The organism is Vibrio sp. 16 (genome assembly GCF_963681195.1).
Lineage (GTDB): Bacteria > Pseudomonadota > Gammaproteobacteria > Enterobacterales > Vibrionaceae > Vibrio > Vibrio sinaloensis_D.
Map to the genome: position 1 here is coordinate 819,261 of NZ_OY808997.1, position 26,962 is coordinate 846,222.

General features: G+C 47.0%; 26 protein-coding genes. 18 read left to right on the forward strand and 8 right to left on the reverse strand.

Translation table 11 applies throughout. From position 1 onward, the window contains the following. Positions 1 to 134: 134 nt before the first annotated feature. The gene (locus tag U9J37_RS03695; RefSeq protein WP_005470697.1) at positions 135 to 2,225 is read left to right on the forward strand and encodes a YadA-like family protein; all 2,091 of its coding nucleotides are present in this window, start codon (positions 135 to 137) and stop codon (positions 2,223 to 2,225) included. 139 nt (positions 2,226 to 2,364) lie between these two features. Next, on the forward strand, positions 2,365 to 3,300 hold the full coding sequence (locus U9J37_RS03700) for a LysR family transcriptional regulator (RefSeq protein WP_005470821.1): 936 nt from the start codon (positions 2,365 to 2,367) through the stop codon (positions 3,298 to 3,300). A 32-nt stretch (positions 3,301 to 3,332) separates the two neighbouring features. On the opposite strand, the gene U9J37_RS03705 is transcribed toward U9J37_RS03700, so the two are convergent. Both U9J37_RS03705 and U9J37_RS03710 read right to left on the reverse strand, forming a co-directional pair. After that, positions 3,333 to 4,706 (reverse strand): L-cystine transporter, encoded by a 1,374-nt coding sequence (locus tag U9J37_RS03705; RefSeq protein WP_005470840.1) that lies wholly within the window; start codon positions 4,704 to 4,706, stop codon positions 3,333 to 3,335. A gap of 186 nt (positions 4,707 to 4,892) precedes the next feature. Then, positions 4,893 to 5,504 carry a Rossmann-fold NAD(P)-binding domain-containing protein gene (locus U9J37_RS03710; RefSeq protein WP_083794642.1) on the reverse strand — a complete coding sequence of 204 codons (612 nt, stop codon included), beginning with the start codon at positions 5,502 to 5,504 and terminating at the stop codon, positions 4,893 to 4,895. A gap of 256 nt (positions 5,505 to 5,760) precedes the next feature. Here U9J37_RS03710 and U9J37_RS03715 point away from each other — a divergent pair, with 256 nt between their 5' ends. The 9 genes from U9J37_RS03715 (at position 5,761) to btuD (ending at position 16,033) form a co-directional block, all read left to right on the forward strand. Beyond that, entirely contained in the window at positions 5,761 to 7,719 is a 1,959-nt protein-coding gene (locus U9J37_RS03715; RefSeq protein WP_322413900.1) for a methyl-accepting chemotaxis protein, read from the forward strand. 455 nt (positions 7,720 to 8,174) lie between these two features. After that, a complete protein-coding gene (gene cobT / locus U9J37_RS03720; protein WP_005470817.1) occupies positions 8,175 to 9,215 on the forward strand; it encodes a nicotinate-nucleotide--dimethylbenzimidazole phosphoribosyltransferase in 1,041 nt (346 codons plus the stop codon). Beyond that, the gene (locus U9J37_RS03725) at positions 9,212 to 9,988 is read left to right on the forward strand and encodes an adenosylcobinamide-GDP ribazoletransferase (RefSeq protein ID WP_005470827.1); all 777 of its coding nucleotides are present in this window, start codon (positions 9,212 to 9,214) and stop codon (positions 9,986 to 9,988) included. Before cobT ends, U9J37_RS03725 begins: the two co-directional genes overlap by 4 nt. Before the next feature lies 1 nt (position 9,989). Continuing rightward, on the forward strand, positions 9,990 to 10,529 hold the full coding sequence (cobU, locus tag U9J37_RS03730) for a bifunctional adenosylcobinamide kinase/adenosylcobinamide-phosphate guanylyltransferase (protein WP_005470728.1): 540 nt from the start codon (positions 9,990 to 9,992) through the stop codon (positions 10,527 to 10,529). Beyond that, positions 10,522 to 11,157 (forward strand): histidine phosphatase family protein, encoded by a 636-nt coding sequence (locus U9J37_RS03735; protein WP_005470756.1) that lies wholly within the window; start codon positions 10,522 to 10,524, stop codon positions 11,155 to 11,157. Before cobU ends, U9J37_RS03735 begins: the two co-directional genes overlap by 8 nt. A gap of 2 nt (positions 11,158 to 11,159) precedes the next feature. Next, positions 11,160 to 12,950 carry a M3 family oligoendopeptidase gene (locus tag U9J37_RS03740; protein ID WP_005470706.1) on the forward strand — a complete coding sequence of 597 codons (1,791 nt, stop codon included), beginning with the start codon at positions 11,160 to 11,162 and terminating at the stop codon, positions 12,948 to 12,950. A 203-nt stretch (positions 12,951 to 13,153) separates the two neighbouring features. Further along, positions 13,154 to 14,182: a succinylglutamate desuccinylase gene (locus U9J37_RS03745; protein ID WP_005470831.1), complete on the forward strand. Its 1,029-nt coding sequence runs from the start codon at positions 13,154 to 13,156 to the stop codon at positions 14,180 to 14,182. A gap of 113 nt (positions 14,183 to 14,295) precedes the next feature. After that, a complete protein-coding gene (gene btuC, locus U9J37_RS03750) occupies positions 14,296 to 15,291 on the forward strand; it encodes a vitamin B12 ABC transporter permease BtuC (RefSeq protein WP_005470729.1) in 996 nt (331 codons plus the stop codon). Beyond that, positions 15,278 to 16,033, forward strand: coding sequence for a vitamin B12 ABC transporter ATP-binding protein BtuD (gene btuD, locus U9J37_RS03755; RefSeq protein ID WP_005470659.1), 756 nt, complete (start codon positions 15,278 to 15,280; stop codon positions 16,031 to 16,033). The genes btuC and btuD overlap by 14 nt, the downstream gene beginning before the upstream one ends. 317 nt (positions 16,034 to 16,350) lie before the next feature. On the opposite strand, the gene U9J37_RS03760 is transcribed toward btuD, so the two are convergent. Continuing rightward, the gene (locus U9J37_RS03760; RefSeq protein ID WP_038139055.1) at positions 16,351 to 16,926 is read right to left on the reverse strand and encodes a nucleoside triphosphate pyrophosphohydrolase family protein; all 576 of its coding nucleotides are present in this window, start codon (positions 16,924 to 16,926) and stop codon (positions 16,351 to 16,353) included. A gap of 185 nt (positions 16,927 to 17,111) precedes the next feature. Between U9J37_RS03760 and U9J37_RS03765 the strand changes: the two genes are divergently transcribed. Then, positions 17,112 to 18,173 (forward strand): sensor domain-containing diguanylate cyclase, encoded by a 1,062-nt coding sequence (locus U9J37_RS03765; protein WP_005470837.1) that lies wholly within the window; start codon positions 17,112 to 17,114, stop codon positions 18,171 to 18,173. Positions 18,174 to 18,239: 66 nt separating this feature from the next. Here the strand turns inward: U9J37_RS03765 and U9J37_RS03770 are convergent, their stop codons facing one another. Then, positions 18,240 to 18,800, reverse strand: a complete 561-nt coding sequence (locus U9J37_RS03770; RefSeq protein WP_005470847.1) for a DUF1415 domain-containing protein — start codon at positions 18,798 to 18,800, stop codon at positions 18,240 to 18,242. Then, positions 18,797 to 20,044: an MFS transporter gene (locus U9J37_RS03775; RefSeq protein ID WP_043886691.1), complete on the reverse strand. Its 1,248-nt coding sequence runs from the start codon at positions 20,042 to 20,044 to the stop codon at positions 18,797 to 18,799. Before U9J37_RS03775 ends, U9J37_RS03770 begins: the two co-directional genes overlap by 4 nt. 101 nt (positions 20,045 to 20,145) lie before the next feature. Here U9J37_RS03775 and U9J37_RS03780 point away from each other — a divergent pair, with 101 nt between their 5' ends. The 3 genes from U9J37_RS03780 to U9J37_RS03790 all read left to right on the forward strand — a co-directional run bounded on the left by U9J37_RS03780 (position 20,146) and on the right by U9J37_RS03790 (position 22,952). Then, entirely contained in the window at positions 20,146 to 21,015 is an 870-nt protein-coding gene (locus tag U9J37_RS03780) for a LysR family transcriptional regulator (protein ID WP_005470799.1), read from the forward strand. A 107-nt stretch (positions 21,016 to 21,122) separates the two neighbouring features. Further along, positions 21,123 to 22,577, forward strand: a complete 1,455-nt coding sequence (gene modF / locus U9J37_RS03785; protein WP_005470749.1) for a molybdate ABC transporter ATP-binding protein ModF — start codon at positions 21,123 to 21,125, stop codon at positions 22,575 to 22,577. Between the two features lie 15 nt (positions 22,578 to 22,592). After that, positions 22,593 to 22,952 carry a hypothetical protein gene (locus tag U9J37_RS03790; protein ID WP_005470655.1) on the forward strand — a complete coding sequence of 120 codons (360 nt, stop codon included), beginning with the start codon at positions 22,593 to 22,595 and terminating at the stop codon, positions 22,950 to 22,952. A gap of 30 nt (positions 22,953 to 22,982) precedes the next feature. Here the strand turns inward: U9J37_RS03790 and U9J37_RS03795 are convergent, their stop codons facing one another. Further along, entirely contained in the window at positions 22,983 to 23,213 is a 231-nt protein-coding gene (locus U9J37_RS03795) for a glutaredoxin family protein (protein ID WP_038138206.1), read from the reverse strand. A gap of 129 nt (positions 23,214 to 23,342) precedes the next feature. Here U9J37_RS03795 and U9J37_RS03800 point away from each other — a divergent pair, with 129 nt between their 5' ends. Genes U9J37_RS03800 through U9J37_RS03810 form a run of 3 tightly spaced genes read left to right on the forward strand, consistent with a single transcriptional unit; the run spans position 23,343 to position 25,094 of the window. Then, positions 23,343 to 23,846: a M48 metallopeptidase family protein gene (locus U9J37_RS03800; RefSeq protein ID WP_005470726.1), complete on the forward strand. Its 504-nt coding sequence runs from the start codon at positions 23,343 to 23,345 to the stop codon at positions 23,844 to 23,846. Positions 23,847 to 23,851: 5 nt separating this feature from the next. After that, positions 23,852 to 24,877, forward strand: coding sequence for a 23S rRNA (adenine(1618)-N(6))-methyltransferase RlmF (gene rlmF, locus U9J37_RS03805; protein ID WP_005470711.1), 1,026 nt, complete (start codon positions 23,852 to 23,854; stop codon positions 24,875 to 24,877). 22 nt (positions 24,878 to 24,899) lie between these two features. Then, positions 24,900 to 25,094, forward strand: a complete 195-nt coding sequence (locus U9J37_RS03810) for a hypothetical protein (RefSeq protein ID WP_038138200.1) — start codon at positions 24,900 to 24,902, stop codon at positions 25,092 to 25,094. On the opposite strand, the gene pilW is transcribed toward U9J37_RS03810, so the two are convergent. After that, positions 25,091 to 25,801 (reverse strand): type IV pilus biogenesis/stability protein PilW, encoded by a 711-nt coding sequence (gene pilW, locus U9J37_RS03815; protein ID WP_005470761.1) that lies wholly within the window; start codon positions 25,799 to 25,801, stop codon positions 25,091 to 25,093. The genes U9J37_RS03810 and pilW overlap by 4 nt on opposite strands. Positions 25,802 to 25,965: 164 nt before the next feature. Beyond that, on the reverse strand, positions 25,966 to 26,907 hold the full coding sequence (gene metA, locus U9J37_RS03820; RefSeq protein WP_038212044.1) for a homoserine O-acetyltransferase MetA: 942 nt from the start codon (positions 26,905 to 26,907) through the stop codon (positions 25,966 to 25,968). Positions 26,908 to 26,962 lie beyond the last annotated feature (55 nt).

Genomic DNA, 26,962 nt, shown 5'->3' on the forward strand with positions numbered 1-26,962 from the left:
ACACATATGAAATCTAAATGGTATGAAATTATTTCATACCTCCCAGTCGTTTATTCCATTTTTCTCTGTTGCATATCCCGCCTAATCTAGCTGGGAAAATAGAGTTAGTATTCTAATTAAGCAATGGTGATTACATGAAAAATAAAAAAATTGCAGCAGCGGCGCTTGTTTTGGGGAGTGCCTCATTTGCTTCACATGCCGATGACGCAGTGCAAACCGCTCTTCAAAATGTACAGAAAGTTCAAACCGATCAGACGCAAAGGCTTGACTTGCAAGATGAGCTTATTGCCCAAACTCATGGGGAATTGATGAAACTTGGTTCTGAGGTATTGAGCAGTACAGGTCAGTTGCAATCACAAATCCGCGATCAAGGCGCAAGAATTGATACTAGCGACAAAATGGACGGCGAGCAAAATCGATTTATCGTCCAAAACGAACAAAAAATACAATCACTAGAAGCGGTGGATAAGCAGCAGGGACAAAGGTTGGATGCTTATGGCAAGCTTATTACAAGCAATGCGCACCGAACTACTGAAGCGTTAGATAAGATCAATACCTTAGACACAACTCAAAAGGTGCAACAGCACGCGATTGATGCAAACCATCAACTTAGTGTGGATAACCAAAATGCCTTAAAAGCGAATGAGCAAATCGACACACAACAAGCGAATGCAATTATTCACAATCAACAAGAGGTGCAATCGCTGGCGTCGACTCAGCAGCAGCACGCTCACAGACTTGATGCGCTTGATCAATCTATCGCAAGCAACGCTCAACAGGCTCAGACAACCTTAAATGATGTTAACAAGCTGCAAGCAACGCAAAAGGCAGAGCAGCAGAGTATTGCAGCTAACCACCAAGCGAGCGTACAGAACCAACAGGTGATTACTGCCAACACGGACTTGCTTGCCGAGCATGAAAAAGCGATCCAACAAAACCAGCAGCAGGCACAATCGCTGGAATCGACTCAACAGCAGCACGCTCACAGACTTGATACGCTCGATCAATCTATCGCAAGCAACGCTCAACAGGCTCAGGCAACCTTAAATGATGTTAACAAGCTGCAAGCAACGCAAAAGGTTCAGCAGCAGAGTATAGCGGCTAACCAGCACGCGAGTGCTGATAATCAACAGTTGATCACTGCCAATACGGATCTGCTTGCCGAGCATGAGAAAGCGATCCTACAAAACCAACACCAGGCGCAATCGTTGGCGTCGACTCAGCAGCAGCACGCTCACAGACTTGATACGCTCGATCAATCTATCGCAAGCAACGCTCAACAGGCTCAGACAACCTTAAACGATGTTAACAAGTTGCAAGCAACGCAAAAGGTACAGCAGCAGAGTATTGCAGCCAACCATCAAGCGAACGCACAGAACCAACAGGTGATAACAGCCAATACGGATCTGCTTGCCGAGCATGAAAAAGCGATCCAACAAAACCAACAGCAGGCACAATCGCTAGCATCGACTCAGCAGCAGCACACCCAGACAATTAACTCATTGAGCCATTCAGTCGCAAGCAACGCTCAAAGTGCTCAGAAAGCACTAAGTGATGTTCACAAGTTGCAAGCAACGCAAAACACGCAGCAGCAAAGTATAGCGGCTAACCAGCACGCGAGTGCTCATAATCAACAGTTGATCACTGCCAATACGGATTCTATTGCCCAGCAAGATAAAGCGATCCAACGAAATCAACAAAAAACACAGGCATTAGACACTGTGCAGCAGCAACATAGCCAGTCAATTGCGAACAATACACAGCAGGTTAAAACTAACGCACAAAACATTGCTGCCACAGGTCAAATCGCGTCGGCAAATAGCCAAGCGATCAGTCAGCAACAAAGCGTTATGCGAAATGAAGATCAACAAATTGCTCAAAATCATCGAGCGATTGAACAAGAGCAACGTGATGTCGCGACTAACAGTGCCGCGATAGCGAAAAACCGCAATGATATCGACGAGTTGCGTCAAGATATGGAAAACATGGCGAAGAATATTGATGGCGCTTACGCTGAGTCAGCTGCATTTGCGGGTTTAGTTGACCCTTACGGCGTTGGTAATATCGCAGTGACCGCAGCGTTAGGCTACCACGGTGACGCTGAAGCGATAGCCGTGGGTATCGGTGACCGATTCAACGAGCATTTAACTGGGAAACTGGGTGGTGCTTACGATACCGCGACCGAGTCAATGAGCGCATACGTGGGTATTGGTTACGAGTTCTAGTTAGGCCGAAGGCAGTATAAGTATTCTCTCGCGAGTCAGGTTAAAACGCCGGCTCACGAGTGAATACTTTAACTCATTGTTTCTTAGCGGATATTAGGGTAATTTCGGTGGATGGATTGTGAACATTTAGGGTCAACCAATGCGAAACTATAAGTTACTCAAAGCGCTCGCTTCGGTGTTGGAAACTCAGAACTTAACCGAGAGTGCGAAACAACTTAACGTGACTCAATCGGCGATGAGTAAAACTTTATCGCAGATTAGGCTCGAGTTTTCTGATCCGATTTTAATTCGAGAAGGGAATCGTTCGGTATTAACCCACCGAGCGAAATACCTAAAGCTCAAACTTCCTCAGCTACTCCAGCAGCTCGATGATCTCTATCTCACAGAGGATATTCAGCCACAAAAGATTGAACGCAAATTTACCATTGGATTCAATGCCTATGTAGCGCCGACCATTCTTCCCCAGATTTGCGCGAAGATGGAACTAGAGTCGCCCAATTCGACTATTGAATGTCGATTATGGCAAACCGAGCAGTTTGATGAGCTGGGAGAATCGTCGATTGATCTAGTTGCAACCATGGCGGCAGACATTCCTGAGAACATTTATGGTAAGTCTCTCGGGCAAGATCAGTTTGTGGTCATGATGTGCAGTCAGCACCCGAAAGCCAACAGTGAGTTTGGTTTGCAAGACTTGGCTGATGCCAAACATATTCTGGTCAACGGAATTATAGAGCGGCGGGAAATGGTCGATGCTCTGCTGTCACCAACAGGCAAAAAGCGCAAAGTATTTGCTGTGGTGCCTTCCTTTCTCTCTGCGGTGGAGTCTTTAAAGTTGACGCAGGCAATCATGGTGGCGCCCGCTCATATTGCGGCAATGTATGTGGAGCGGTTCAGCTTAGTAGTGAAGCCACTGCCGATTGATTTACCCGAGCATGATTATTACCTTTTGTGGCATGCCAAAAATCAAAACGACAACGAGCACAAATGGTTTCGAGAACTGATATTTCCGCAGTTACGAGATAATTTGTCCAGTGCTATTGAGCAAGGGAAGTTGTTGCTCAATATGTCTCAATAAAAATGGCCGACAATCGTCGGCCATTTTCTCTTTTAAACGTTTTGCGTTTTTAACTCCGATTCGTTGGATTTATCTCCAAGCAAACGACTAGTGATGGTACCCGCTGTCATTGCACCCGAAACGTTTAACGCCGTGCGCGCCATGTCGATTAATGGTTCAATCGAGATAAGCAGAGCCGCGATCGTCACCGGCAGCCCCATTGCAGGAAGAACAATCAGTGCCGCGAATGTTGCACCGCCACCTACACCGGCAATACCGAACGAGCTGATCACAATCATCGCAACGAGTGACAGAATGAAGTTAATTTCCATTGGGTTGATACCCACCGTTGGTGCAACCATGACTGCCAGCATAGCAGGGTAGATACCGGCACAGCCATTTTGACCAATGGTAGCGCCAAAAGATGCGGAAAGGTTAGCGATCGCTGGTGGGACATTGAGTTTGTTAATTTGCGCTTCCACATTGAGCGGAATGGTCGCAGCAGAACTACGCGAAGTGAAAGCAAACGTCAGTACTGGCCAGATTTTCTGGAAGTACTCTTTTGGATTCACGCCAACGAATGAAACCAATAAACCATGAACAACAAACATAAGTGCGATAGCAACGTACGAAGCGACGATAAAGCCAAGCAAGTTAAGAATGTCTGATGCGCTAGAGGTTGCAACCACCTTCGTCATTAAGGCTGCGATGCCATAAGGCGTTAGCGCCATGATCATTTTTACTAAGCGCATCACAATCGACTGAGCTGCTTCAACAAAAGTACGAATCGGTGACTCGAGCTCTTCTTTTTCCGCCATCACTTTGCGCGCAGCAATGCCCGTAAGCACACCAAATATCACCACAGCGATAATCGAAGTCGAGCGAGAGCCTGTGAGATCGGCAAATGGATTGGTTGGAATGAAACTGACTAGCATTTGAGGAATGGTAAGATCGCTGACACGATCCGCGCGTGTCTCTAGTGCAGCTATGCGTGCGGTCTCTCGCGCACCCTCAGTAAGTCCTTCAGCAGTTAAACCGAATGCTTGAGTTACCATAATACCGATAATGGCAGATATCGCCGTGGTCGCAAGCAAAACAGAAATCGTCAAACCAGAAATTTTGCCAAGCGACCCGCCTTTTTCAAGTTTAACGACGGCGGCAATCATAGAGACCAGAACCAACGGCATGATGATCATTTTCAACAGACCAACGTAGCCTTTGCCCACGACGTTTACCCATTCTAGCGTTTGTGAAATGCCCGCGTTTCCTTCACCAAAAACCAGTTGAAGCGCCAAACCAAATGCACTGCCCGATATAAGTCCTAGCAGAACGAGTCGTGAGAGAGTGTGCTGATTACTTTGCTGCTTATAAAGAAACAGCAAAATACCCGCAAATATTGCCAATGAAGCAATAGAGGCAACTGACATAATCGAAATCCTTATATTTATAGATGACACATTTCAAGGGTGAATGTGTTACAGAATGTGGTTCGAAGGAACGATAATGATTCCAAAGCCTGCTTTAAAGTGACGATTGGGAATGGATTAGAACGAAAGGTTATTTACGTGAAAAGGTGCTACGAAAACAACCTTATTGAAGAAATTAAACTCAGATTATTGATACTTTTTCAGCAGCTTACGCATCAAAACACTATCAAGGAACTGAACTTTTTTGTTTGAGTGAGCAAAAATACTGTACTGCATTGCTCGAGCGACGAGCCCCGCCTTAATCGGAATCAACTTAGCAAGCGGGCCAATCATTATCGGGCGCAAGATCGTTGCGATCGCTTGAACGATCCGCTCATCGGGTCGCGGCTGTTCACGCAGGCCAACCAACGGTCCTGGTCGGACAAACGTGACGTGTTCAAATTCGAGGCGCTCGATGGCCATTTCCATTTTGCCTTTGCACCTTAAGTAGTGTGAAAACGAATGAATGGAAGCGCCTACACTTGAGACCACACAGAGTCGTTTAACGCCAATGACCTTCATTTGCTGAGCGACCTTGCACACCAATTCATAGTCGATCTTCTCTAACGCTTCGTTACTGCCTGCTTGCTTTTTGGTTGTGCCAAGGCAAATAAACCCGTAAAGCGGGACTGGCTTGGCATCATCCCAATCGTGGATGTCTAAGGTCTGATTTTTGATGACTTCAAGTTTTGAATGGAAAAATGGCAGGTCTTGTCGACTTAAGGCATAAATATGCTCGATCGGCTGCTCGTCTAACATCTGCTTGATGAGTTCGGTACCAATAAGCCCGGAGCTGCCGGCGATGATCACGATGGGTCGGTCTGTACTGTACAAGTGGAAGCACCAATTACGTTAAGTGATTGACGGGGTTTGACCGAGAGCATCGCTTAAATGCGATAAAAAGTCTGTGATCAACGCTTTACTTGTCAAATGGCTTGTTTTCATAAATGGCATCTCTAGTTGAATCGACTAACTTTATAAAAAGGTCATCAACGAAAGCATAAGGCGCTGAGTTATGAAAATTAAACAAAAATTACTACTAGGGCTTGTTGCTGCAACTTTGCTGCCAGTGGCGATCATTTCATATGTCGTCATATCAAGCTCCAGAAGTGAGGCGGTAACCGACTTTATCGAACGAAGTCGCGGAGAAATCAGTCAGGTCGACAACGCGATTCGAATCTATTTTGACGCCATAGAAGATAATGTTCGCATGTTGTCCGAACACCCTGCTATCAAAGCAGCCAATGAGTCCATAACCACATACACAGATAAGCCTTCAGTACAGATGACACCAGACCAAAATAGTCCGGTTGAGCAGCAGATCTATCAATTGCTGGCACAATTGGGTAACTCGCATTCTGGTTACTCCTACGTCTACATGGGAACTCAAAAGGGTGGATACATTCAATGGCCTAAGGGGAAAACCACCGCAGGCTACGATCCAAGAAGTCGTCCATGGTTTACAACTGCCCAGTCTTCCCCCGGTAGTGTGGGTAGAACCTCCGCTTACTATTGGGCAGCAGACGATGCCACCATCGTTGGCACGGTAAAGTCGTTCACCGCCAATGACACTTCGGCGTCTGGGGTGGTGGCGATTGACGTGTCACTCAAAAATCTGACTGATATTGTGAAACAGATAAAACTGGGTGAGACCGGGTATTTGATGATGATTGAGGACTCAGGCAATGTGCTGGTCGATGCCAACAATCCAGACAACAATTTCAAGGACGTGAATTCTCTTGGTCAAGCGTATCAGCAGATCGGTCAGACTCGCGAAGGGGTGTTAGATGTCACCCTAAACGGCGAACACTACATGGCGAATGTGTATCACTCAGAGAAACTGGGGTGGAAGTTTGTGGGTTTAATTACCTATGACGAGGTGATGGAAGATAGCCAGAGTCTTCTAAGTTACATTTCAGTTATCGTCATTGTTTTGGTGGTGATATTCATTGCGGGAGCCATTTTCCTTGCGAACTTGATCGCTAAGCCTCTTACGCTTGTTTCTACAGGCTTAAAGGAAATCTCTGAAGGGGAGGGGGATCTGACCAAAGAGCTGCAAGTTCGATCTAGTGATGAAACGGGCGAGCTAGCGGGTTACTTTAATGCGTTCCTTAAAGCGATCAGACAGCTGATCCAACAAATATCACAAGCGGGCCATGCGATGGGTGAATCAGCTTCCCGTGCTTTGACCGTGTCTGAAGATCTTGCGCAGGTTTCCGAACGTCAAAACCAAGCGGTAGAAATGGTGTCGACGGCGTTTAACGAAATGGTTGCCACGGCTAACGAAGTCGCGACCTTATGTACTACTGCCGCCCAAGCCGCAGACAGCAGCCAAGCTCTTGTTACTCAGGGACAAAAGGACATTAACCAAGCGGTCGCAAGCGTGAATGAGTTGGCACAACTTATCTCCGCATCTTCTGAAACCATTGCAGAGTTAGAGCAAGACAGCCAAGGCATCACTGCGATTTTGGATACGATTCGAGGTATAGCAGAACAAACCAACTTACTAGCATTGAACGCAGCCATCGAAGCGGCAAGGGCGGGCGAACAAGGGCGCGGTTTTGCGGTTGTGGCTGATGAAGTGAGAGCGCTTGCTAAGCGTACCCAAGACTCCACCGAAGAGATCAACGAGTTGGTCATGCGTTTGCAAAACCGAACCAAAGAGGTCACACAGCAGATGTCTGTCAGCTTAAATGCCTCTCATGAAACGGTTGAAATGACTGAGTCAGTTAACACCAGCTTCAGTGGCATTTCCGAGTCAGTCTCTTCGATTCACGATATGAACACTCAGATCGCGACTGCAGCGGAAGAGCAGCATTTAGTGGCGGAAGAGATCAATCGCAATATTCAGCAAGTGCACGAGGATACACAAAAAGTCGATGATGTAGCGGGTCGAGCTCAGTTGAACTCGCAGTCGATGCAGCAATCGGCAGATGAACTTAACGCCTTAGTTACCAAGTTTAAAACCGACTAATTCCCCCCCCCAAACAACAAAGACCTCACCTGTTGGCGAGGTCTTTTTCTATGAGAGAAAGTGATTAAACGTTAAGTGAGAGACAATGGCACGCGCTTTTGAGTTTTTTGGCCATTCTTAACTGGTTTTTGTTTTTTGGAACGTTGATTGGCAAACATAACTACCTCCTTTGCTATCAACTTGAGCGCACATTACGCGTCAACATTTCTCCCTTGCACTTTTGGTGCCATGGGGTGTTAGGCTCTGTATTAAGTAAGGTTTATGAGCCATAGGAGAACGTCAATACTTATAAGGATAGTATCAATTTAGGATTTCTTTCATATTGATTATCAAAATGAAACGTCTTACTAACAAAGGTACGGGATTCATGTTTAGGAAAAGTAAAAGTGGATGTCTAGGCTAAGATTTCGCGATACACTCATCTCCAATCAAGGACTTAGCCACTAAGGAAGACAATGAATCTCGAGATGAGTACCCAACACTCTGAAGCAATCTGGCATCGCATCAATAACAAAACCAAACCTTTGGGCTCGTTAGGCCAGCTAGAAGCGTTAGCGCACCAACTTGCTCTTAATCAAAGCCAATCGAAACCAGAAGCGGTTGAACGGATTGATATCAAAACGCCGACCGCGGTGGTCTTCGCCGGCGATCACGGCATCGCGGAAGAGGGCGTCAGCATTGCCCCAAGCGCGGTGACCCAGCAAATGGTATTGAACTTTCTAGCGGGTGGTGCCGCGATCAACTGTTTCTGCCGAGCGAATGACATTGCACTCAAAGTGGTCGATTGTGGGATCTTGTGTCCAGTCGATCAGCAACACGAAGATTTTATTATTCAGCGATTGGGCGAACGTACCAACAACCTTGCCAACGAAGCCGCGATGAGCATGGCGCAAGTCAATGACGGAATAGCATTCGGGCGCCGAGTCGTTCAGCAGCTGACAGAGCAGGGCAGCAATTTACTTATGTTTGGTGAAATGGGCATAGGGAACACGTCAAGTGCAGCTGCGATACTGGCGGCGATTTCTCAGCGTCCTGTTGAAACCTGTGTCGGTTTGGGCACGGGAATTAGCCAAGAGCAGCTAGAGAAGAAAATCACCCTCATAGCAAAAGGCGTTGAGCGCTGTGTTGGCCAAGATGTTCATACCATTCTTTCCCATGTGGGCGGTTTCGAAATTGTGCAAATGGTCGGTGCGTTTCTTGAGTGTGCCGAGATGAAAACGCCCGTGCTTGTCGATGGTTTTATTGCCACAGCCGCTGCGTATGCCGCGTACCAAATCAATCCAGATTGTCGAGCATTGATGATCTTCGCGCATAAATCTCATGAAGCAGGGCATCAATACCTGCTGCAAGAGCTTGATGCAACACCTCTTTTGGATTTGTCATTGCGCCTTGGTGAAGGAACAGGCGCAGCGTTGGCTGTCCCTTTGATTCGAGCTGCGGCCGAGTTTTACAACAACATGGCGAGCTTTGAAGAAGCAGGAGTGGAGGTTGAATGACCGCCAAAGCTAGATACCAAGCTGAGCTCTTTTTGTTAGCGCTGGGCTTTTTCTCCCGTCTCCCAATCCCGAAAGAGACGCCATACAGCGAAGAGCGGATGAATCAAGCTGGGCGCTACTTCGCCTTGGTTGGGTTGCTACTTGGCGTGCTGTGTGCGGGCGTTTATACACTCTCGCATCTTCTGTTTAGTGCCGAGGTGTCGCTTTTTCTCACCATGGCTTTTAGTTTGTTGCTCACAGGGGCTTTCCATGAAGATGGATTGACCGACATGGCGGATGGTATTGGTGGTGGGATGACGCAGCAAAAACGTCTGACCATCATGAAAGACAGCCGTATCGGTACCTACGGAGCGACGGCTCTAATTATGGCCCTGCTAGGCAAGTACCTGTTCTTGTCTGAGTTGGCTCAACATGCGGTCCTAATTCCAACTTTGATCGCAGGCTACGTGGTGAGCCGCGCGGTCGCTGCGTCACTGATCTACGACATGCCCTATGTTACGGACTCCGACACAAGTAAGAGCAAGCCGTTGGCAAACAAGTTAAGTAAGGTTGAACTGGGCATCTTGATAGTGTCTGGGCTTATCCCAGCGCTATGGTTAGGCGTTCCCTTGATGCTCGCTATGTTGCTGGTGTTATTGCTGTTTCGTTTTCTGTTTAAGCGTTGGTTGATAAAACGCATTGGTGGTTTTACTGGTGACTGTTTAGGTGCCGCTCAGCAAATTAGTGAATTGCTCGCTTATTTGGTCGTACTTAGTTGGTTGGGAGCTCATTGATATGGCTGTGCACTTAATTCTGGGAGGCGCTCGCTCGGGTAAATCGAGCTATGCTGAGACGCTTATTCTCAACGAACAAGGCAACCGACAGCGGCACTATGTCGCAACCGCGCAGGTCTTTGATGGTGAGATGAGTCGCCGAGTCGCTCATCATCGGCAGCGGCGTGGAAATAACTGGCAAGAACACGAATGTCCCTACGACTTACCTTCATTGCTGGCCCGTTTTACCCACCACGATATTGTGCTGGTGGATTGTTTGACCTTGTGGATGAACAACGTCATATACAACCACGGAGAGACGGCAAGTGAAGCGCAGATTCGATCGCAAGTTTCACAGTTGGTCGATGCGTTGAACAAATCCACAGCGACTTTTGTGATAGTGTCCAACGAGGTCGGTTTAGGCGTTATCCCAATGGGCGAAGTCACGCGGCTGTTTGTTGATCACGCAGGGTGGATGAATCAAGCGGTGGCAAAAGTTGCAGATAACGTTACTTTTATCGCCGCAGGTTTACCTATGCAACTGAAGGGCGCTCATGGATAAGGTCATCAATATTTATCTGCTGCGCCATGGTAAGACCGTCGGAGCGCCTGCCTTGTATGGTCATACCGATGTGGCGGTAGACGATCAAACGCAGCAACAGATATACGAGCGTATCAAGGCAAGCGCAATGAACGTTGAGCGGGTGATTTCGTCACCATTAAAGCGCTGCGCACAATTAGCGCAGTTCTTTGAGGCGTCACCAGCCAATATTGACGTTGCCATATGGCCTGCGCTAAAAGAAATGCACTTTGGCGAGCTAGATGGGGTACCATTTGACGCTGCCAAGTCTTTTTGGCCAGAGCTCGAGCAATTTTGGCACTCTCCCGCAGAGAATACGCTTCCTGGGGCTGAGAACCTAAGCGACTTTTATACAAGAATAACCAAGAGCTGGGAGCAGCTTGTAACAGATGTCGAACAAGACACATTAGTCATTTGTCATGGTGGAACTATCAGGATGATTCTCGCGTCGCTACTGCCACTTGATTGGCAAGACAGCCGCTTGTATTCAACGTTACAAATAGGGCACCAGACAATCAGTCACATTCAGATCATTAAAGCCGATACGATTTATAAGCGTGTGTGCTCTATTGGCGCACCCATCGAATCATCGCGAGGGCAAGGAATATAACAATGACGACACCAAATTGGGATTTGTCGATCGCTTATCAAGGATTAAGCGACAGCAAAATCACTCAAGATATTGAACTAATCCAACAATGTATCCAAACGTTAATTATTCACGCAGACTCAAGGACCTCTGTGTCTGTCGTGCAAAACGCGATTCAAACTAGCGAAGCGGCAGGTAAGCTCCTCGCCACGATCAACACCTTCGCTAACTGTCATGCATCAACAGACGCGACCAACAGTGAGGCAAAAGCGCTGATTGGCCGAGTTGCCAAACTGAGCTCAGAGTTGAGCCAAGCGTTTACGCCGTTCCAAGATATTTTGGTAACGTCACCGGATAGTTTTGTTGAACAGGTACTTAGCCATGACAGCACAGACGTTTCAGGACAAAGCTTCCAAATAGAGTCGATGCGCAAACTGGCTGATACCAAGCTAAGTATTGCTGAAGAGCAATTGCTGTCGGCGATGGAAGTAGACGGCAAAGATGCGTGGGGCCGCCTTTACGATAACATCACCGGTTCACTGCAAGTCACCTTGGAAGATGGCATCAAGACTCAAGTGGGCTTCTCCCACGCAGCGAGTACCTTGTATGGCACCGAGTTTAATGCTCAGGAGCCAGCGTGGCGCGGTATCCAAAATGCGATGCGACAAAATCAAGAGTCGTTCGCTGCGATCTTAAATGCCTTGGCGGGATGGCGCTTAACCGAATACCAAAAACGCTCTAAAGTTCGCGATGTCCATTTTCTGGAGCCAAGCCTGCACGATAGCCGTATCCAAGCCGAAACCTTGGATGCCATGATGAGCACTGCCAAGGCCAATCGTCATGTTGGGCAGAAGGCGGGTAAGCTAATGGCTCGTGTTCATGGCTTAGCGCAGATGACACCTTGGAATCACTTGGCAGGAATGCCTAGCCTCACAGACGCAGAACCTAAAACTTACCCATTCGACGAAGCGATAGAAATCATTCGTTCGGCTTTTACCACTGTGGACAATGAGATGGCTGAGTTTGTCACGCTGATGGTTAAAAATGGCTGGATTGACGCTGCGCCGAGTAAGAATAGACGTTTAGGCGCCTACTGTACTAAATTTGCTGCAACACGCACGCCGTTGGTCTTTATGACTTGGGGTGGCAGTCGCTCTGACTTGCTGACACTTGCCCATGAGATTGGTCATGCGTTCCATAACTGGGTGATGCGCGATATGCCGTTGTGTCAAACCCGTTATCCAATGACGTTGGCGGAAACCGCCTCGATATTTGCCGAAAATATCGTACGTGATTATCTGCTTGAACAAGTTGAGAGCCGTGAAGAAAAGCTCGAAATGCTGTGGGAAGAGCTGTCTAGCTGCTATGCCTTGATGGTCAATATCCCAGTTCGCTACGAGTTCGAAAAACAGTTTTACGAGCAGCGTCAGGGCGGTGAGCTTGATGCGTCTCAGCTTTGTGATTTGATGGGCGAAACGTGGAAGGAGTGGTACGGAGATTCCATGTCTGAACCAGACCGCTATTTTTGGGCGAGCAAACTGCACTTCTCAATTTCTCAAGTGAGTTTCTACAACTACCCGTATTTGTTTGGCTACCTATTTAGTATCGGCGTGTATGCGCAAAGAGAAAGCAAAGGTGAACAGTTCTATCAAGATTACGTCAGCTTGCTGCGCGATACCGGGTCAATGATGGCTGAAGACGTGGTTAACAAGCATCTCGGCATGGATCTGACGACGCCTGATTTTTGGCAGCAAAGTATTGATAGAGTTGCAACTAAAATAGATGAGTTCGAATCGTTGCTAGATCAAAAATAGCCGATTCTTGTTTATGATATGATCATCAAGCCGAGCGAGCGCTCGGCTATTTTGCATTGCGAGTGCTTTCCGTTTACACCTCTGTGTAGCAATTTGACAATTTACGATGCGGCACACGATTTGTGTCGATAAGTGGGACCGCTCCTACATAATTTGTCAGAACAATTCATTAACATACTCGCTGTGCAATAAAGGAGTAGCGCATGACGAAAAACCTCTTTCGCCAATCTTTTCTTTTTGACAGCTTAGACTTAGAACAAGAAATGCCAGCTGGAGAGATCACAGTAGCTGGTGGAGCGGTCTTTAAATTACACCAACGTGGTGTACTTGAAGTCATTCCTGCAACCGTCACGCAGGAAACAAAACATATAATCTTCTCTTGTGGAATCCACGGTGACGAAACAGCGCCCATGGAGATCGTTGATAAAATTGTGACCGATATTCAGTCGGGATTTCAGCCTGTTACTGAACGTTTGTTATTCATTATCGCTCATCCGGCAGCGACCAACGCTCATACCCGCTTTTTAGATGTGAACTTAAATCGTCTATTTGATGAGAAAGAGTATGAGCCATCTATTGAGCTGGATATCGCAAGCAACCTAAAACGTATCGTCACGGACTTTTATCAAGACACGGTTCAAGAGCAGCGTTGGCATCTGGATCTTCATTGTGCGATTCGTTTATCCAAACACTATTCGTTTGTCGTTAGCCCGAAAACACGCCATGCAGTGCGCAGTAAAGCCTTGATGGACTTTGTTTCGAGTGCTCATTTGGAAGCGGTGATGTTCTCCAATGCTCCATCGAGTACATTTAGCTGGTTCAGTGCCGAGAATTTTGGCGCTCAAGCACTCACGATTGAACTGGGTCGAGTGGCGCGCATTGGTGAAAACGAGCTCGATAAACTGGTCGCTTTTGATTTAGCAATGCGTGATTTGCTGAGCGCGTCTAAACCAGAGCACTTGCCGCGTCCGCCTGTGATGTACCGAGTGAGTCGAACCATTGTTCGCTTACACGATGATTTCGACTTTATGTTTGATGACAATGTGGAAAACTTCACGGCGTTCAAACATGGCGAAGTGTTCGGTCACGATGGCGATAAGCCGCTGATGGCGAAAAATGAAGGCGAAGCGATTGTTTTCCCAAATCGTCATGTCGCCATTGGGCAACGAGCTGCGCTTATGGTTTGTCCGGTCAAGACAAGGTACGAAGAAGGGCAGGTTGTTTACGATTAACACGCTCGATGAGTAAACTTCGTCTTCAGACTTCCTATTTCAATGGCTTAACGGTATCGTTAAGCCATTATTTTTACCCACAGGGAATCGGCCTCACCAGCGTTTAATCATCCATGGAATTTAGTCAATTACTCTTTCGTAAGCAAAGGCGCTGGAATCTGTTTGCTTTCTTCATGACCACGTTACTCCTTGTCTTGAGTAGTATTTATCTTGCGGTCGGTGAGCTTACGATCTCCCCATTCTCCGAAATAACCCCTTTGATGGAGCAGTTGGTCATGCAACTGCGATTTCCACGTCTGCTAACTGCGATAGTCATTGGTGCGTCGCTCGCCTTGTCTGGAGCTGTACTTCAGGTGCTCCTTGGCAATGTATTGGCAGAGCCGGGTGTTATTGGCATCTCAGGTGGCGCAAGTGTGATGATGGTGTCGGTGCTGTTCTTTTTGCCCGCAATGGCGACGCCAATTGGTTTCATGTCTGCGGCCGTGTGTGGCGCCTTGCTGTTTACTGGACTACTTGTTGCTTTTGCGCGAATGGCTAGGCTTACCACAACGCGCTTGCTGCTCGTTGGTGTTGCATTAGGTATCTTGAGCGGCGCAGTGGTGACATGGGCATTTTATTTCAGTGATGACTTGAGCCTGCGTCAACTGATGTACTGGTTGATGGGCAGCATTGGGGGCGCAAGTTGGGGGCATCATATTCTCAGCTTAGTTTTACTGCCTGTGATGATTTGGCTCTGTTTTAAAGGGCAATTGCTCGACAAGCTCATGATGGGCGAGCTTCATGCAAAACAGTTGGGCATTGATGTAGACGCGGTGCGTTGGAAGCTCATTTTGGCGGTGTCAATCTTAGTGGGTGGCGCCGTTGCATTGGGCGGCATTATTGGTTTTGTAGGTTTAGTAGTGCCTCATCTACTTAGGCTCTCTTTGGGCAGTGAAAATCGCTACCTGCTGCCGATGTCTGCCCTAAGCGGGGCGACCTTGTTGGTGCTCGCGGACATTGTCGCAAGAACGGCCCTTGATTCGGCAGAGTTACCATTGGGAGTGGTGACCACAACGATCGGCGCGCCTGTGTTTATTTGGATGTTGGTGAAAAATCATGATTCGCGTTAGCCATTTATCTGTCGGTAAGCGTTTGCTGCCGTTCTCTTTGCAGGTCGAATCCGGTGAGGTTCTGCACGTTGTCGGACCAAATGGCAGCGGGAAAAGTACCTTTCTCAATGCGTTAGCAGGAATGATTGATCATCAGGGCGACGTTTTTTATGACCAGACTGAGATTCGCCACTGCTCCTTTGAACGTTTAGCCAATTATCGTGCTTTACTGTCACAATCGGATCGACCCGCTTTCAATTTGGTTGTGGCTCATTATCTTGCGCTGTCTATCCCTAGTGCTAAAACCCACCCGACAACGCTTATTGATGCGACAGTCAATGAACTGGCCGACATTTTGCAGCTTTCCGACAAGCTTCATCGTCCTATTCATCACCTTTCCGGCGGAGAGTGGCAACGCGTTCGTCTGTGTGCCATTTGCTTGCAGATCTGGCCAACATTAAACCCGACTGCGAAGCTACTCATTTTGGATGAACCTGCTGCGCCTTTGGATATTGGTCAAGAGAGCATGTTGTATCGCCTAATTCGCAGAGTGGCTTCCATGGGGTTGTCGGTCGTCATGTCTAACCACGACCTAAATCGGACTTTGAACTACGCTGATCGCGTGGTGCTATTTGATAAGGGCGTGATGCAGCAGTTTGGATCGCCACAAGAGGTGCTGACCGAAGAACAACTGGCAAACGTGTTCAACACTCAAGTGACAAAGGAGGTTGTCAATCAAAAGCCAGTGTTGCTGTTTGATTAGTTGGACAAGCGCGAACTTAGCAAGTTTGCCCAGCCAGATGAATCATATTTGGGTGCAGTCTGCACCACGACAGCGCAGGGTATTCATTAGTTTAGGCTGAGTTTTGACTTCTGCTGATTTAAAATCAATGACTTATGTTGAGTTGAAAAACTGGCATGCCAATCGCAATAGAGAGAGTGATACATTCTCGTTCTTGTTTGACTCTACTGGGATGTGAAAGGGTGGGAACGTTTTTCTCGTCTTAGATGAAATGGAGTCGTAATTTTCGATATGGCAGCTTCCGCCACCTAGGTTTTACCTCAGGTGGCGGCTTTTTATTATTTGGTCAGTGGCGCTAAATCTGCCGGACGGTAGTACACCGATTTTAACACCTTGCCTTGACGAATGGTCTTGCCTTCAGACACAAAATCTTCAGCACATTTTGCAATAATGTAATCGCCTTTTTGCACGGCCATCAGCTTGATGCCTTGCTCTGCGTAGTGAGATTCTGTCTCTGCGTACTCTTTCTCACTGCGGCACACTTTACTCATGTTGCTTGAGTGCACTTCATCCCAACATGGAACGAAATCAATGCCACGGTTTACTGCCACATTCAAAAGCAGGTCAATCAAATAGTTAATCGCTAGATTGTCTTCGATTTTGTCATGGCCAAGGTGGACCAAACGACCCATCAACACGTAGACGCTATCAACAATCGCATCCGCTTGCTCTGTTTTACAATCTGCTTCCGCTAGCTCGGTAAGCTCCTCAATGGCAAGAGAAGTATGCAGGGTGTCTGCTTTCTCGTCTAAGCTTTCAGGAGAGGCGACGGGAAGGTCAAACGTGCTTCGAAATTCAGAAATGTCGCGGTACAGGTGGTCAAAAATGTCGTTGGTGAGTTTAGAAAGGTGCATATCCATTAACCCGGATGTCTTTAAGATTGGCCAATACTACCAAAGCCATTTCGCTGCGGCTATCCGGGGAGCAAAATTAATGGAGTGAGCGGCAAATAATTGAACGCCATTTTGAAAAATACGTTGCATTGTTTGGTTGGCTAACTCTATCTTAAATATACAGTTTATAAATTGGTGGGAAGAGTATGGTCGTAGAGAGTGAAAGTGAGAAAGTGATTCGCCGCTTGTATCAAATCACCAATGACTATCAAAAAGGGTTTGATATCCAAGTAAGCCAACTGATCATGATGGGCTTAGAACGTTTTGATTTGGATATCGGTATTTTGTCCCACATTGAGGGTGATAAATACACCGTGCTGCATTGCGTAACACCTGAAGGGATTGAATTAAACATCGGTGATACGTTTGAGTTTGATAAAACCTATTGCCAAATCACCTGCGGTTCGTTTGGACCGGTGATGATTGAAAACATGGGAGAAAGTGATAAATACGCGACTCATCCAGCCTATCAAGCTTTTGGACTTGAGTCGTACATCGGTGTGCCGATTTTCATTGATGATGAAATATTTGGTACGTTGAACTTCTCGTCTGCCGTCCCTTATCCGAGAAAGTTCAGAGAGATCGATGTCGATGCGTTGAAGCTGATGGCTTCTTGGATAGAGGTTGAACTGATTCGCCGTAAGCAGGAAGAGCGACTACAGCAGCTAAATGCGAGGCTTGAATACCAAGCCTACCACGACACACTGACAGGCGTGGCGAATCGAAGAAGTTTGTTTAAAACCGTTCATCTGGATATTGAACGAATGAAACGCGCAGGCGGAAAAGGGACATTAGCCATCGTGGATATTGACCACTTTAAACTGGTCAATGATAACCACGGCCACCAAATCGGCGATGACGTACTAAAGAAAGTCGCTACAGCCATCCAAGCTCAATTGGTTGAGAGCGATTTTATCGCTCGTTTTGGTGGCGAGGAGTTTGTGGTTTGGTTACCTGAACGAGCACTCGAAGAGAGACGAAGCATCATTGAGAAAGTGCGCACCTGTGTGAACAGCATTTTGGTTGATGGTCAGCCGATTACCGTGTCTGTCGGAGCGTGTGAGTTTGATTTTTCCAGCCTGGTGAATCAGCAGTGCAACAAAGCCACCTTGGATGAAATTATTCATATTGCTGACGATAATCTCTACCGCGCGAAAGATGCAGGAAGGAATACAACCGTTCGATCATGTTGGAGCGAGTCAATCTAATCCCTCAAGTTATCACTTATAGAAAAAGCGCCGTTTGGCGCTTTTTTTTGGGTTGTTCAGACCGTGTCAACTGAATAAATACGGGAACAGTTTTTTACGCTCTTCTGGCGTGAGGGATTCGACACGGGCGATGTTAGTGTCAGGAATCGCTTCAGGGTTGGGATAGTGTTTGAGGACTTTTTCCATGCTCTCTTCGCGAATCAAGTGAAATACGGGATAAGGAGAGCGGTTGGTTAAGTTTTCTGCGTCTTCAGGCTCAGTTCCACCGAAACAATAGTCAGGGTGGAAGGTGGCCAACTGGAAAATGCCTTCCCAATCTTGCTGTTTAATAAGCGCTTCGACCCAATCAATAAACAAGTTGTAGTCATAAAAATCGGCCAACATATTTGGCGCCACAACCAGCGTAGTTTCAAGCTCTTCGGCCGGCGTTGCGTCAAGCTCAAGCAGTTGAGTCAAGATATCTTCAAGCAGAGTTTCTTCTGTGATTGCTTCGCTGACAAATATCTTAATCTGCTTATTGCGCTGTGGCTTTGCGGCGAACGGGCACAAATTGAGCCCGATCACGACGTCGTTGAGCCATTGTTCGACTTGCTGAGCAATTTCGTTGTTAGAGCGTGTTGTTATCATTTTGCTTCCAAGTTTGAATTTGCCGCTAGAATAGCAGATTTCCCTCCTTGCGGCTTGTCTTGCGATAAGCGTTTGTCGTGCTTGGCGAGGCGATAGCTCAAGCAAAATAGGCCGAGATAGAGTGCACTTCCGCCTTGCATAACCCCATACCAACCTGCGTGTTGCCAACAGTAGATTAGGAAGAAGCCGCCCAGGCTGCCACCGATATAGTAGTGAACTAAGTACAAAGCAGTTGCCGTCGCTTTAGCCTGCGTCGCTTTTCGGCTGACCCATGAATAAGCCAAAGTATGAGTGAAAAAAGCGCCAAAGCTGATGCACATTAAGCCTAATATCATGGCCCACAATGAATCGATATAGGCAATGCACATGCCCAAAAGACTGATTATCGAGCCAGCGATGATGCCTGAGATGGGTGAGTAGCGCTTGCTCCAGGTTGAGGTCAGCTTCGAGCTAAGCGTTCCCGCCAGATAGCAAAGAAAGATCAAGGACGCCAAACCAATCGGCAAATTATGCGGCGCGGCAACCAGCCTAAATCCCATCACGGAGTAGAGGTTAACAAACAAGGCAAAGTTAATACCACCAATCAACATAGCCAGCCACAATGTTGGGTTTTGTACATGTTTAATCAGCGCTTTATTGTGATAACGAAGCATGCCGCGCTGTGGAGTAAAATTACGTTGTGAAGGCAGTAGACGAACCACGAGTAGCGCGCCTGCGAAAGTAAAGAGGGCAATTGCGAGCACGGCATATTGCCAACCAAGATGCTCGGTGAGCATGCCCCCTGCAATACGACCGAAAATTCCACCTAAAGAGTTTGCAGCAATGTAAGTACCAATTGCGCGAGCAAAGGCGGTTTCTGATAACTCTTCCACCATGTAGGCAACCGCCACCGACGCAAAAGCCGCGAGTGCGACGCCAAGTAACGCTCGAAGGGCAACAATGGCAATCAGAGATTCACTGACAAGCATGGCGACGTTGATGAAAGGAATCGCAATAAGGCCGATCAACATGATTCGACGGCGGCCAAAGGACTCCGATGCCACAGCCCAAGGCACCAAACAAATTGATAGCGCCAGCGTTGATGCGGCGAACACCCAGTTGATCTGAGTTTCGCTGACGGAAAAGTGCTGAGCCATAAAGGGCAGCATGGGCTGAAAGAGGTACAGATTACAAAAAATCAGAAATGACGCCAGTGCTAAGCCCCAGGTGACATGGTGATATTGCTTGGTGCCGATTTGGATCATAGTTTTAGGCTGCTAAAGAGTAATTAATGTGATCAAAGTATCAGTGAGATGGGGATTGATAAAATATATTAAAAATATCATCTCAATATATTTTTAATATCATGGAATCGAAGCAGCTTAAGCACTTTCTGGCCGTCGCGGAGCATCAACACTTCACGCTGGCGGCAAAAGCGCTGCACATTGCTCAACCTGCGTTGAGTATCTCTATCAAGAAGTTTGAACAGCAGTTGGGCGTGGATTTGTTTCGGCGCGAAGATCGTCAAGTCACGTTAACCGATGAAGGTAAAGTCTTGCTTGAGCACGCCAAGCGAGTTCAGCAGCAAATTGACGATGCACAGCTGGCCATCGATGAGCTAAAAGGCCTCGAGAAAGGGGAAGTTAGGTTAGGGGCGCCAAGCATGATGGGCTCGTACTTTTTCCCTCAAGTCTTGATGGCATTTAAGCTGCGCTATCCCAACCTAAAATTAACCTTGGTGGATGCCGGAACCGAATCGATTCGACAAATGCTCCTTGATGGAGAGCTCGATATTGGGGTGATTAACAACGACCACGTCCCAGACGATCTCGAGGTGGATCACCTATTTGATACGGAAATGGTCGCCGTTGTGGGTAAAGAGCATGAGCTCGCGGGTCAAAAAAGTCTCTCATTTGAGCAATTTTTCCAGCACGAGCTGATCATGTTTAAACCGGGTTACTTTCACCGAGAGTACATCGAGAAGAAAGCGGCCCAACATGGAACGGAAATGCGCTTTTCTTTCGAAACGAACTTGTTACCCATGATCCTCAGTATTGTTCAGCACGAGTTTGCGATTACCGCGTTACTTAAATTGGTCACTGAACATGAACCTTCGGTGGTCGGCATTCCATTTGATGAGCCCGTAAAGCTCAGCCTCGCGCTGGCATGGCGGAAAGATGGCTACCTTTCGATCGCGGATCGCACCTTTATCGATTTTGTGAAGCAGTACGCTTAACTTCGCGGCTCGGTCTTGCGCTTCACACTTTCAAGAATCGCAATCGCATCCATTCAAATCATCAAGTAACGTTCTACATCAGGAAGTGAAGGAAAGGATATCCAATAATGCAGATTGCGTTTAACAATCTAGAGCTCGAGACAAAAACGAGCCATCTTTCAATCGAACACTGGCAAATCCAGCCGGGCGAGTCTTGGGGGGTATTTAGCACCGAAGGGGACATCGGCTCTGCGTTAGGCTGTCTTTTGTGTGGCGAGTTGGATGTCGACGCTGAAAGCTTGGTGAAGACCGCGGGATCAATTGCTCAAGTTTCACTGGTGGAGCAACAGCGTTTATTGGAAGAAGAAATAGCAAAAGACGAGACCGACTTTCTCGATAAGATCGATAAGGGAACCAACGTCTTTACCCTGATTTATGAGCAATGTGATGACAGCGTGCTAACGGAGAAGTTACTCCATGATCTCGATTTGTACCATTTGAAAGAGAGTGGCTTTCGCGTTTTGTCTACGGGGGAAACTCGCCGCGTTATGTTAGCAAGAGCGCTAGCAACCAAGCCTGACTTGATCGTATTGGATAACCCATTTACTGGACTGGATATGGAGCACCGCGCGTCTTTAGCGAATTACTTGGCGGAACTTGCTCGTCAGATTCAGATGATAGTGACGTTTAACCGCGAAGAAGACATACCGAGCTGGATTGACCAAGTCGCGTTGTTTAATCATGGTAAGCTCGAAAGCATAATGGGACGAGATGAGTGGGAATCTCACCCAGTGATTAGCCAAATCAAAGCGCAATCGCAGCTGCAAAGCGACGAGATGCTCGCACTCATTAGACGCCATCAGCACAATGCTGTGTTTGCCAATCCCGTATTCGAAATCACTAATGGGCAGGTGGCATACACCGATAAAACCATTTTTACAGGATTGAACTGGCGGATTGACAACGGACAGCATTGGCAAGTTAAAGGCCCAAATGGGTGCGGAAAAAGCACCTTGCTTGGTTTAATTTTTGGTGACCATCCACAGTGCTATTCCAACGATATTCAGATTTTTGGCAAACAGCGTGGCAGTGGCGAATCGATTTGGGAAATCAAAAAGAATATTGGCATGGTCTCGTCTGCACTTCATTTGCAGTACCGAGTCAGCTGTAGCGCTTTAGACGTCATTTTATCGGGCTTTTATGACTCGATCGGTCTTTATCAGCAGCCGAGTAAAAAACAAGTGCAGTTGGCACAGGAATGGCTCGAAATTTTGCATATGAGTGACTACGCGAAGACCTCATTCAAAGCGTTAGAATATGGTCAGCAGCGGTTACTGGTGATTGCAAGAGCCATTGTGAAGCAGCCGGCGCTATTAATTTTGGATGAGCCGTATCAAGGTTTGGATTACTTAGGGCGTCGGTTGGTGAAAAACACGCTAGAGCTGATCGCAAAAGAAAATTTGAGCCAGCTGCTCTATGTTTCTCACTATCAAAAGGATAAGCTTGCCAGCATTAGAAATGAACTCGAGTTTGTCTTCTCCCCCGAACTCAACTGTTATCAAGCGGAGTTGACGACCAACTAACTCAAAAAAGTACGTATGGATTTAAGAAGTACCATTAAGTTTGCCATCATTGGCAACATCGTCGCCTTCTCCGTGGTTTTTGCCCTTGAATCAAGCACCCACTTTTTCGGCATTAAATACGTCTCGGATTACGCATTTTTCGTGTTAATGCTGCTATGGGGCAGTGCGGCGCTGCTTTACATGTACCCGCCGGGTACGGTTGCCGCGCTGAACACTAAGCAAGAACCGAGTGAAGAGGCAGAAAGTTCTGAAGAGGAAAAGGGGGCCGATAACCCGACGAAGCGTCTAGATGCCAACACTATCACTTGCCTTAAACTGCTTGTGTCAGGGTCACCAGCTCTCGTTTATTGCGTTATCGCCCAGCTCATAAACTAAAAAGAGTGGCTCAAGCCACTCTTTTACTCGTTATTTGCTGTTGTACATTCGTTCGAAATTACCTGGATTCCAGCCAATCATATAGCGGTCACCAATCTTTAACACAGGCAGTGAGCGCGCACCAATGGCGTCTAGCTCTTTGCGGCCGCGCTGCATTTTTGCGTTGGTTAACCTGTACTTATAACCCTTGGAATCTAAGTAGCGCTGCGCGTCTTTGCAGTGTGGGCATTTATCTTTTACATACAGTACAAGTCGTTTCATGGTCTGTTCCTACGATTATTTCTGGCGCTGAGTTTAACGAAAAGGCCGTGAATGGCAAGGGTGAATAAGGTAGACTGTCGCCCCTTTGTTGTTCGACCTACACCAGCGCACTACCTGTTATTGTTGATTATGAACCCTTTAATTCGTTACATCCAAGGCTACCCTCAGCACATTCTTGACCCCGTAAATCAGATGCTTGAATCTGGGCGCTTCAATGCTTGGTTTGAAAAGCGTTACCCAAACAATCACGACATCAAAAGTGAAAAGGCGCTATTTGACTATACGATGGCGATTAAAAATCGCTATATGAAGAAAACGTCTCCATTGAGTAAGGTGATTTACGACAGCAAGATCCACTTGATCAACAATGCATTGGGTTTACACACTTACGTTGCAAAAGTGCATGGCGGCAAAATTAAGTCGAAGAACGAGATTCGTATTGCGAGTGTATTTAAAAACGCCCCCGAACCCTTATTGCGTATGCTGGTGGTTCACGAGTTGGCTCACCTAAAAGAGAAAGAGCACAACAAAGCGTTTTATCAGCTTTGTTGCCATATGGAGCCGGATTACCATCAACTGGAGCTCGATGCGCGTCTATTTATGATTTACCAAGAAACATCAAAACAAAAGTAATCGGTATGACAAAGCCAAAAAGTAAGCCTGCACGCAACAATGAAAAAGCGTCAAACATGAAAGTAGTCAAGGTGAAAGGCAAAGCCGGATTGCACAAAAACAACCTGCATCATGGTCGTTACGACTTCACCAAACTTATTGCCGCATTGCCAGAGCTCAAAAATTACGTCATAAAAACGCCAAAAGGGGAGCAGAGTATTGCATTCTCGGATCCGGTGGCGGTAACTCTTCTCAACAAAGCGCTGCTTGCTTACCATTACAACGTCACGTCGTGGGACATTCCTCAAGGCTATCTATGCCCACCCATTCCCGGACGTGCTGACTATGTTCACCGACTTGCTGAGTTATTAAGTACCGATTCTGGCGATGCTCCACAGCAGCAAATTAACGCCTTAGACATTGGTGTGGGGGCAAACTGCATTTACCCTATTGTTGGGGTAACGCAATACGGCTGGCATTATGTGGGCTCAGACGTCGATCCGGTTTCTGTTGAGAATGCCAACAACATCGCCAAGCGCAATCGCGTGCTAAATGATCGGATAGAGTGTCGGTTACAAAAAGAGAGCCGTCACTTTTTCAAAGGCATCATTAAGTCTGGCGAGCGTTATCACGTGACAACGTGCAACCCGCCTTTTCATAAGTCATTGCAAGAGGCTCAGCAGGGGACAGAAAGGAAAATCAACAACCTGTCGGCCAATAAATCCAAGCGTGGTCAAGCCGTAAATCGCGCTCAATCTAAGCCTTCTCCTATACTTAACTTTGGAGGCCAAAAAGCGGAGCTATGGTGCCCAGGTGGTGAAGCGGCCTTTATCAAGAACATGGCGTTTGAGAGCAAAGAGTTCGCGGATCAAGTGCTGTGGTTTTCAACGCTGATTTCCAAAAAAGAGAACGTTCGTTGGATGCGAAAAAACCTTGAAAAGGCTGGGGCGAGCGAAGTTAGGATTGTCGAGATGAGCCAAGGGCAGAAGATTAGTCGCTTTATGGCTTGGACCTTTAAAACGGACGCTGAGCGCAAAGCTTGGTTTCAATAGTCAGTTAACGTGAGGAGGGCATATGGAATTTGAAATTTATATGCCCTGTGAGCCCGCGTGGATCTGCACCAGTTTTCTATGGCTTTTTGCCATGCTGTTTCTGCTCGGTCTGATTGGCTTCGTCTACATTCTTTACAACGAGTACCAAAAAATACAACGCGCAAGTCGAGTTAGAAAACGGCGCCAAACCCATCATACAAAACGTAAACCACGTTAACCCATTTTATCCAATTTGGCCTGATATTGCTGTTGCAACGAGGGGTTTCCTGCCTGCTCTTCTAGATTGATCAGTAATTTGAGCGACGGCTTTTGCAGTCCATAAGATTGGTGGAACTTCATCAATCGGATGCGAGCCTGAGTATATTCCCCATCCTCAATCTCTAGCTTAGCAAGGTGCAAAATTGAGCTCGCGCGATATGGGTCATGATCGAGTGTGCGAGTAAAGTAGTATTTGGCTTGTTCGTTGTTTCCTGCTTTTAAGGCGCACATCGCGGCGTTTTCGTAACTACCAGAAATCAAATAGTAATAAGGTTGATCGATGGCTGCATTAAAGTATTTGTCAGCGCTGTTGTAGTCACCTTGTTTACAAAGAAAGGTACCAAAGTTATTCAGCACGTTTCCGTTTCTTGGATGTTGCTTGAGCGCCGTTTTGTACATTTTCTCGGCAGATTGGGTTTCACCTACTTTTTCAAAATAGTGTGCCATTGAAAGTTGGGCGCGATAGTAATTGGGCGAGTGATCGAGTGCTTTCTCTAGGTTTTCGCGCGCTTTTACCATGTTTCCTTGTTCAAGATAACCAATACCCAGTGCGATACGGGCTTCAGCACGCTCGGTCGGGTTGAAGGAGGGATCAGACTGCTTGGTGGCGTCAACGGTAACGCAACCAGCGAGCATTAAACTAAGAATGAAAGAAAGTGAACGCATAAGCTGTGTCTTTTTAAGGGTTTAACAGCATGTATAACGTAAAGCGCGAAAGAGTTTGATGGGCTCAGATTCACTATGCGACAGACACGGCACTATTGATTGTCTAAGTTGCATATATGCCTATGAAAGGAAGAAAGGGTTCAAACGAACCCTTTCATCTTGTCTTAGTCATCTTTGGTAAAGTTTGCTTCGCTAAAGTGGTCAAGATCGTACGGCGTTTGTTGGTAAACGCAGTAGTTTAACCAGTTGGCAAACAGCAGATGCCCGTGGCTTCGCCAACTGGCGATAGGTTTATTGTCTGGATTGTTGTTCGGGTAGTAGTTAACTGGAATTGCGGGCTCCATGCCTTCACCAAGGTCGCGAATGTACTCGTTATGCAGTGTGAGGGAATCGTATTCAGGGTGACCGGTCACAAACACGTTTCGTTTATCTTTGGTGGCGGCAAGGTAAACACCTGCGACATCGGATGTAGCAAGAATATCGAGATCGGTATGTTCCTCTAAATACTCTGCGGAGAAATCGGCGTAGCGAGAATGAGGTGCTAAGAAACTGTCGTCAAACCCTCGCAAAATAGGGTGGTAAGGATGGTGAATTTGATGGTGATAAACCCCAGAGAGCTTCTCTTTGCGTGTTCGTTTGGGCAGATCATATAGCAATTTGAGACCCGCTTGCGCCGCCCAACAGACGTATAAGGTCGAAGTGACATGCTCTTTAGCCCATTGCATGATGGTCTTCAAATGGTCCCAATAGATCACGTCTTCAAACTGAACCAAGCCAAGAGGTGCACCTGTGATAATGAGTCCGTCGAAATTGCGCTCTTTGACCATTTCAAATTGGCGATAGAAGTTATCGAGGTGTTCAGTCGGTGTGTTTTTGCTTGGGCGGTTATCAATACGCAGCAGCTCAATGTCTACTTGAAGCGGACTGTTCGACAGTAGACGTAGGAACTGGGTTTCCGTCTCGATTTTCTTCGGCATAAGATTGAGGATCAGAACCTTTAGCGGACGGATTTCCTGAGTCGAAGCGCGAGACTCTGGCATAATGAAAATGTTTTCCTGTCGCAGTACGTCAGATGCAGGTAATTGATCGGGGATCTTAATTGGCACAGCTTACTCCCTAAGCATGATTATGGACGTCTATACATCCAAACTTAGCGCAATC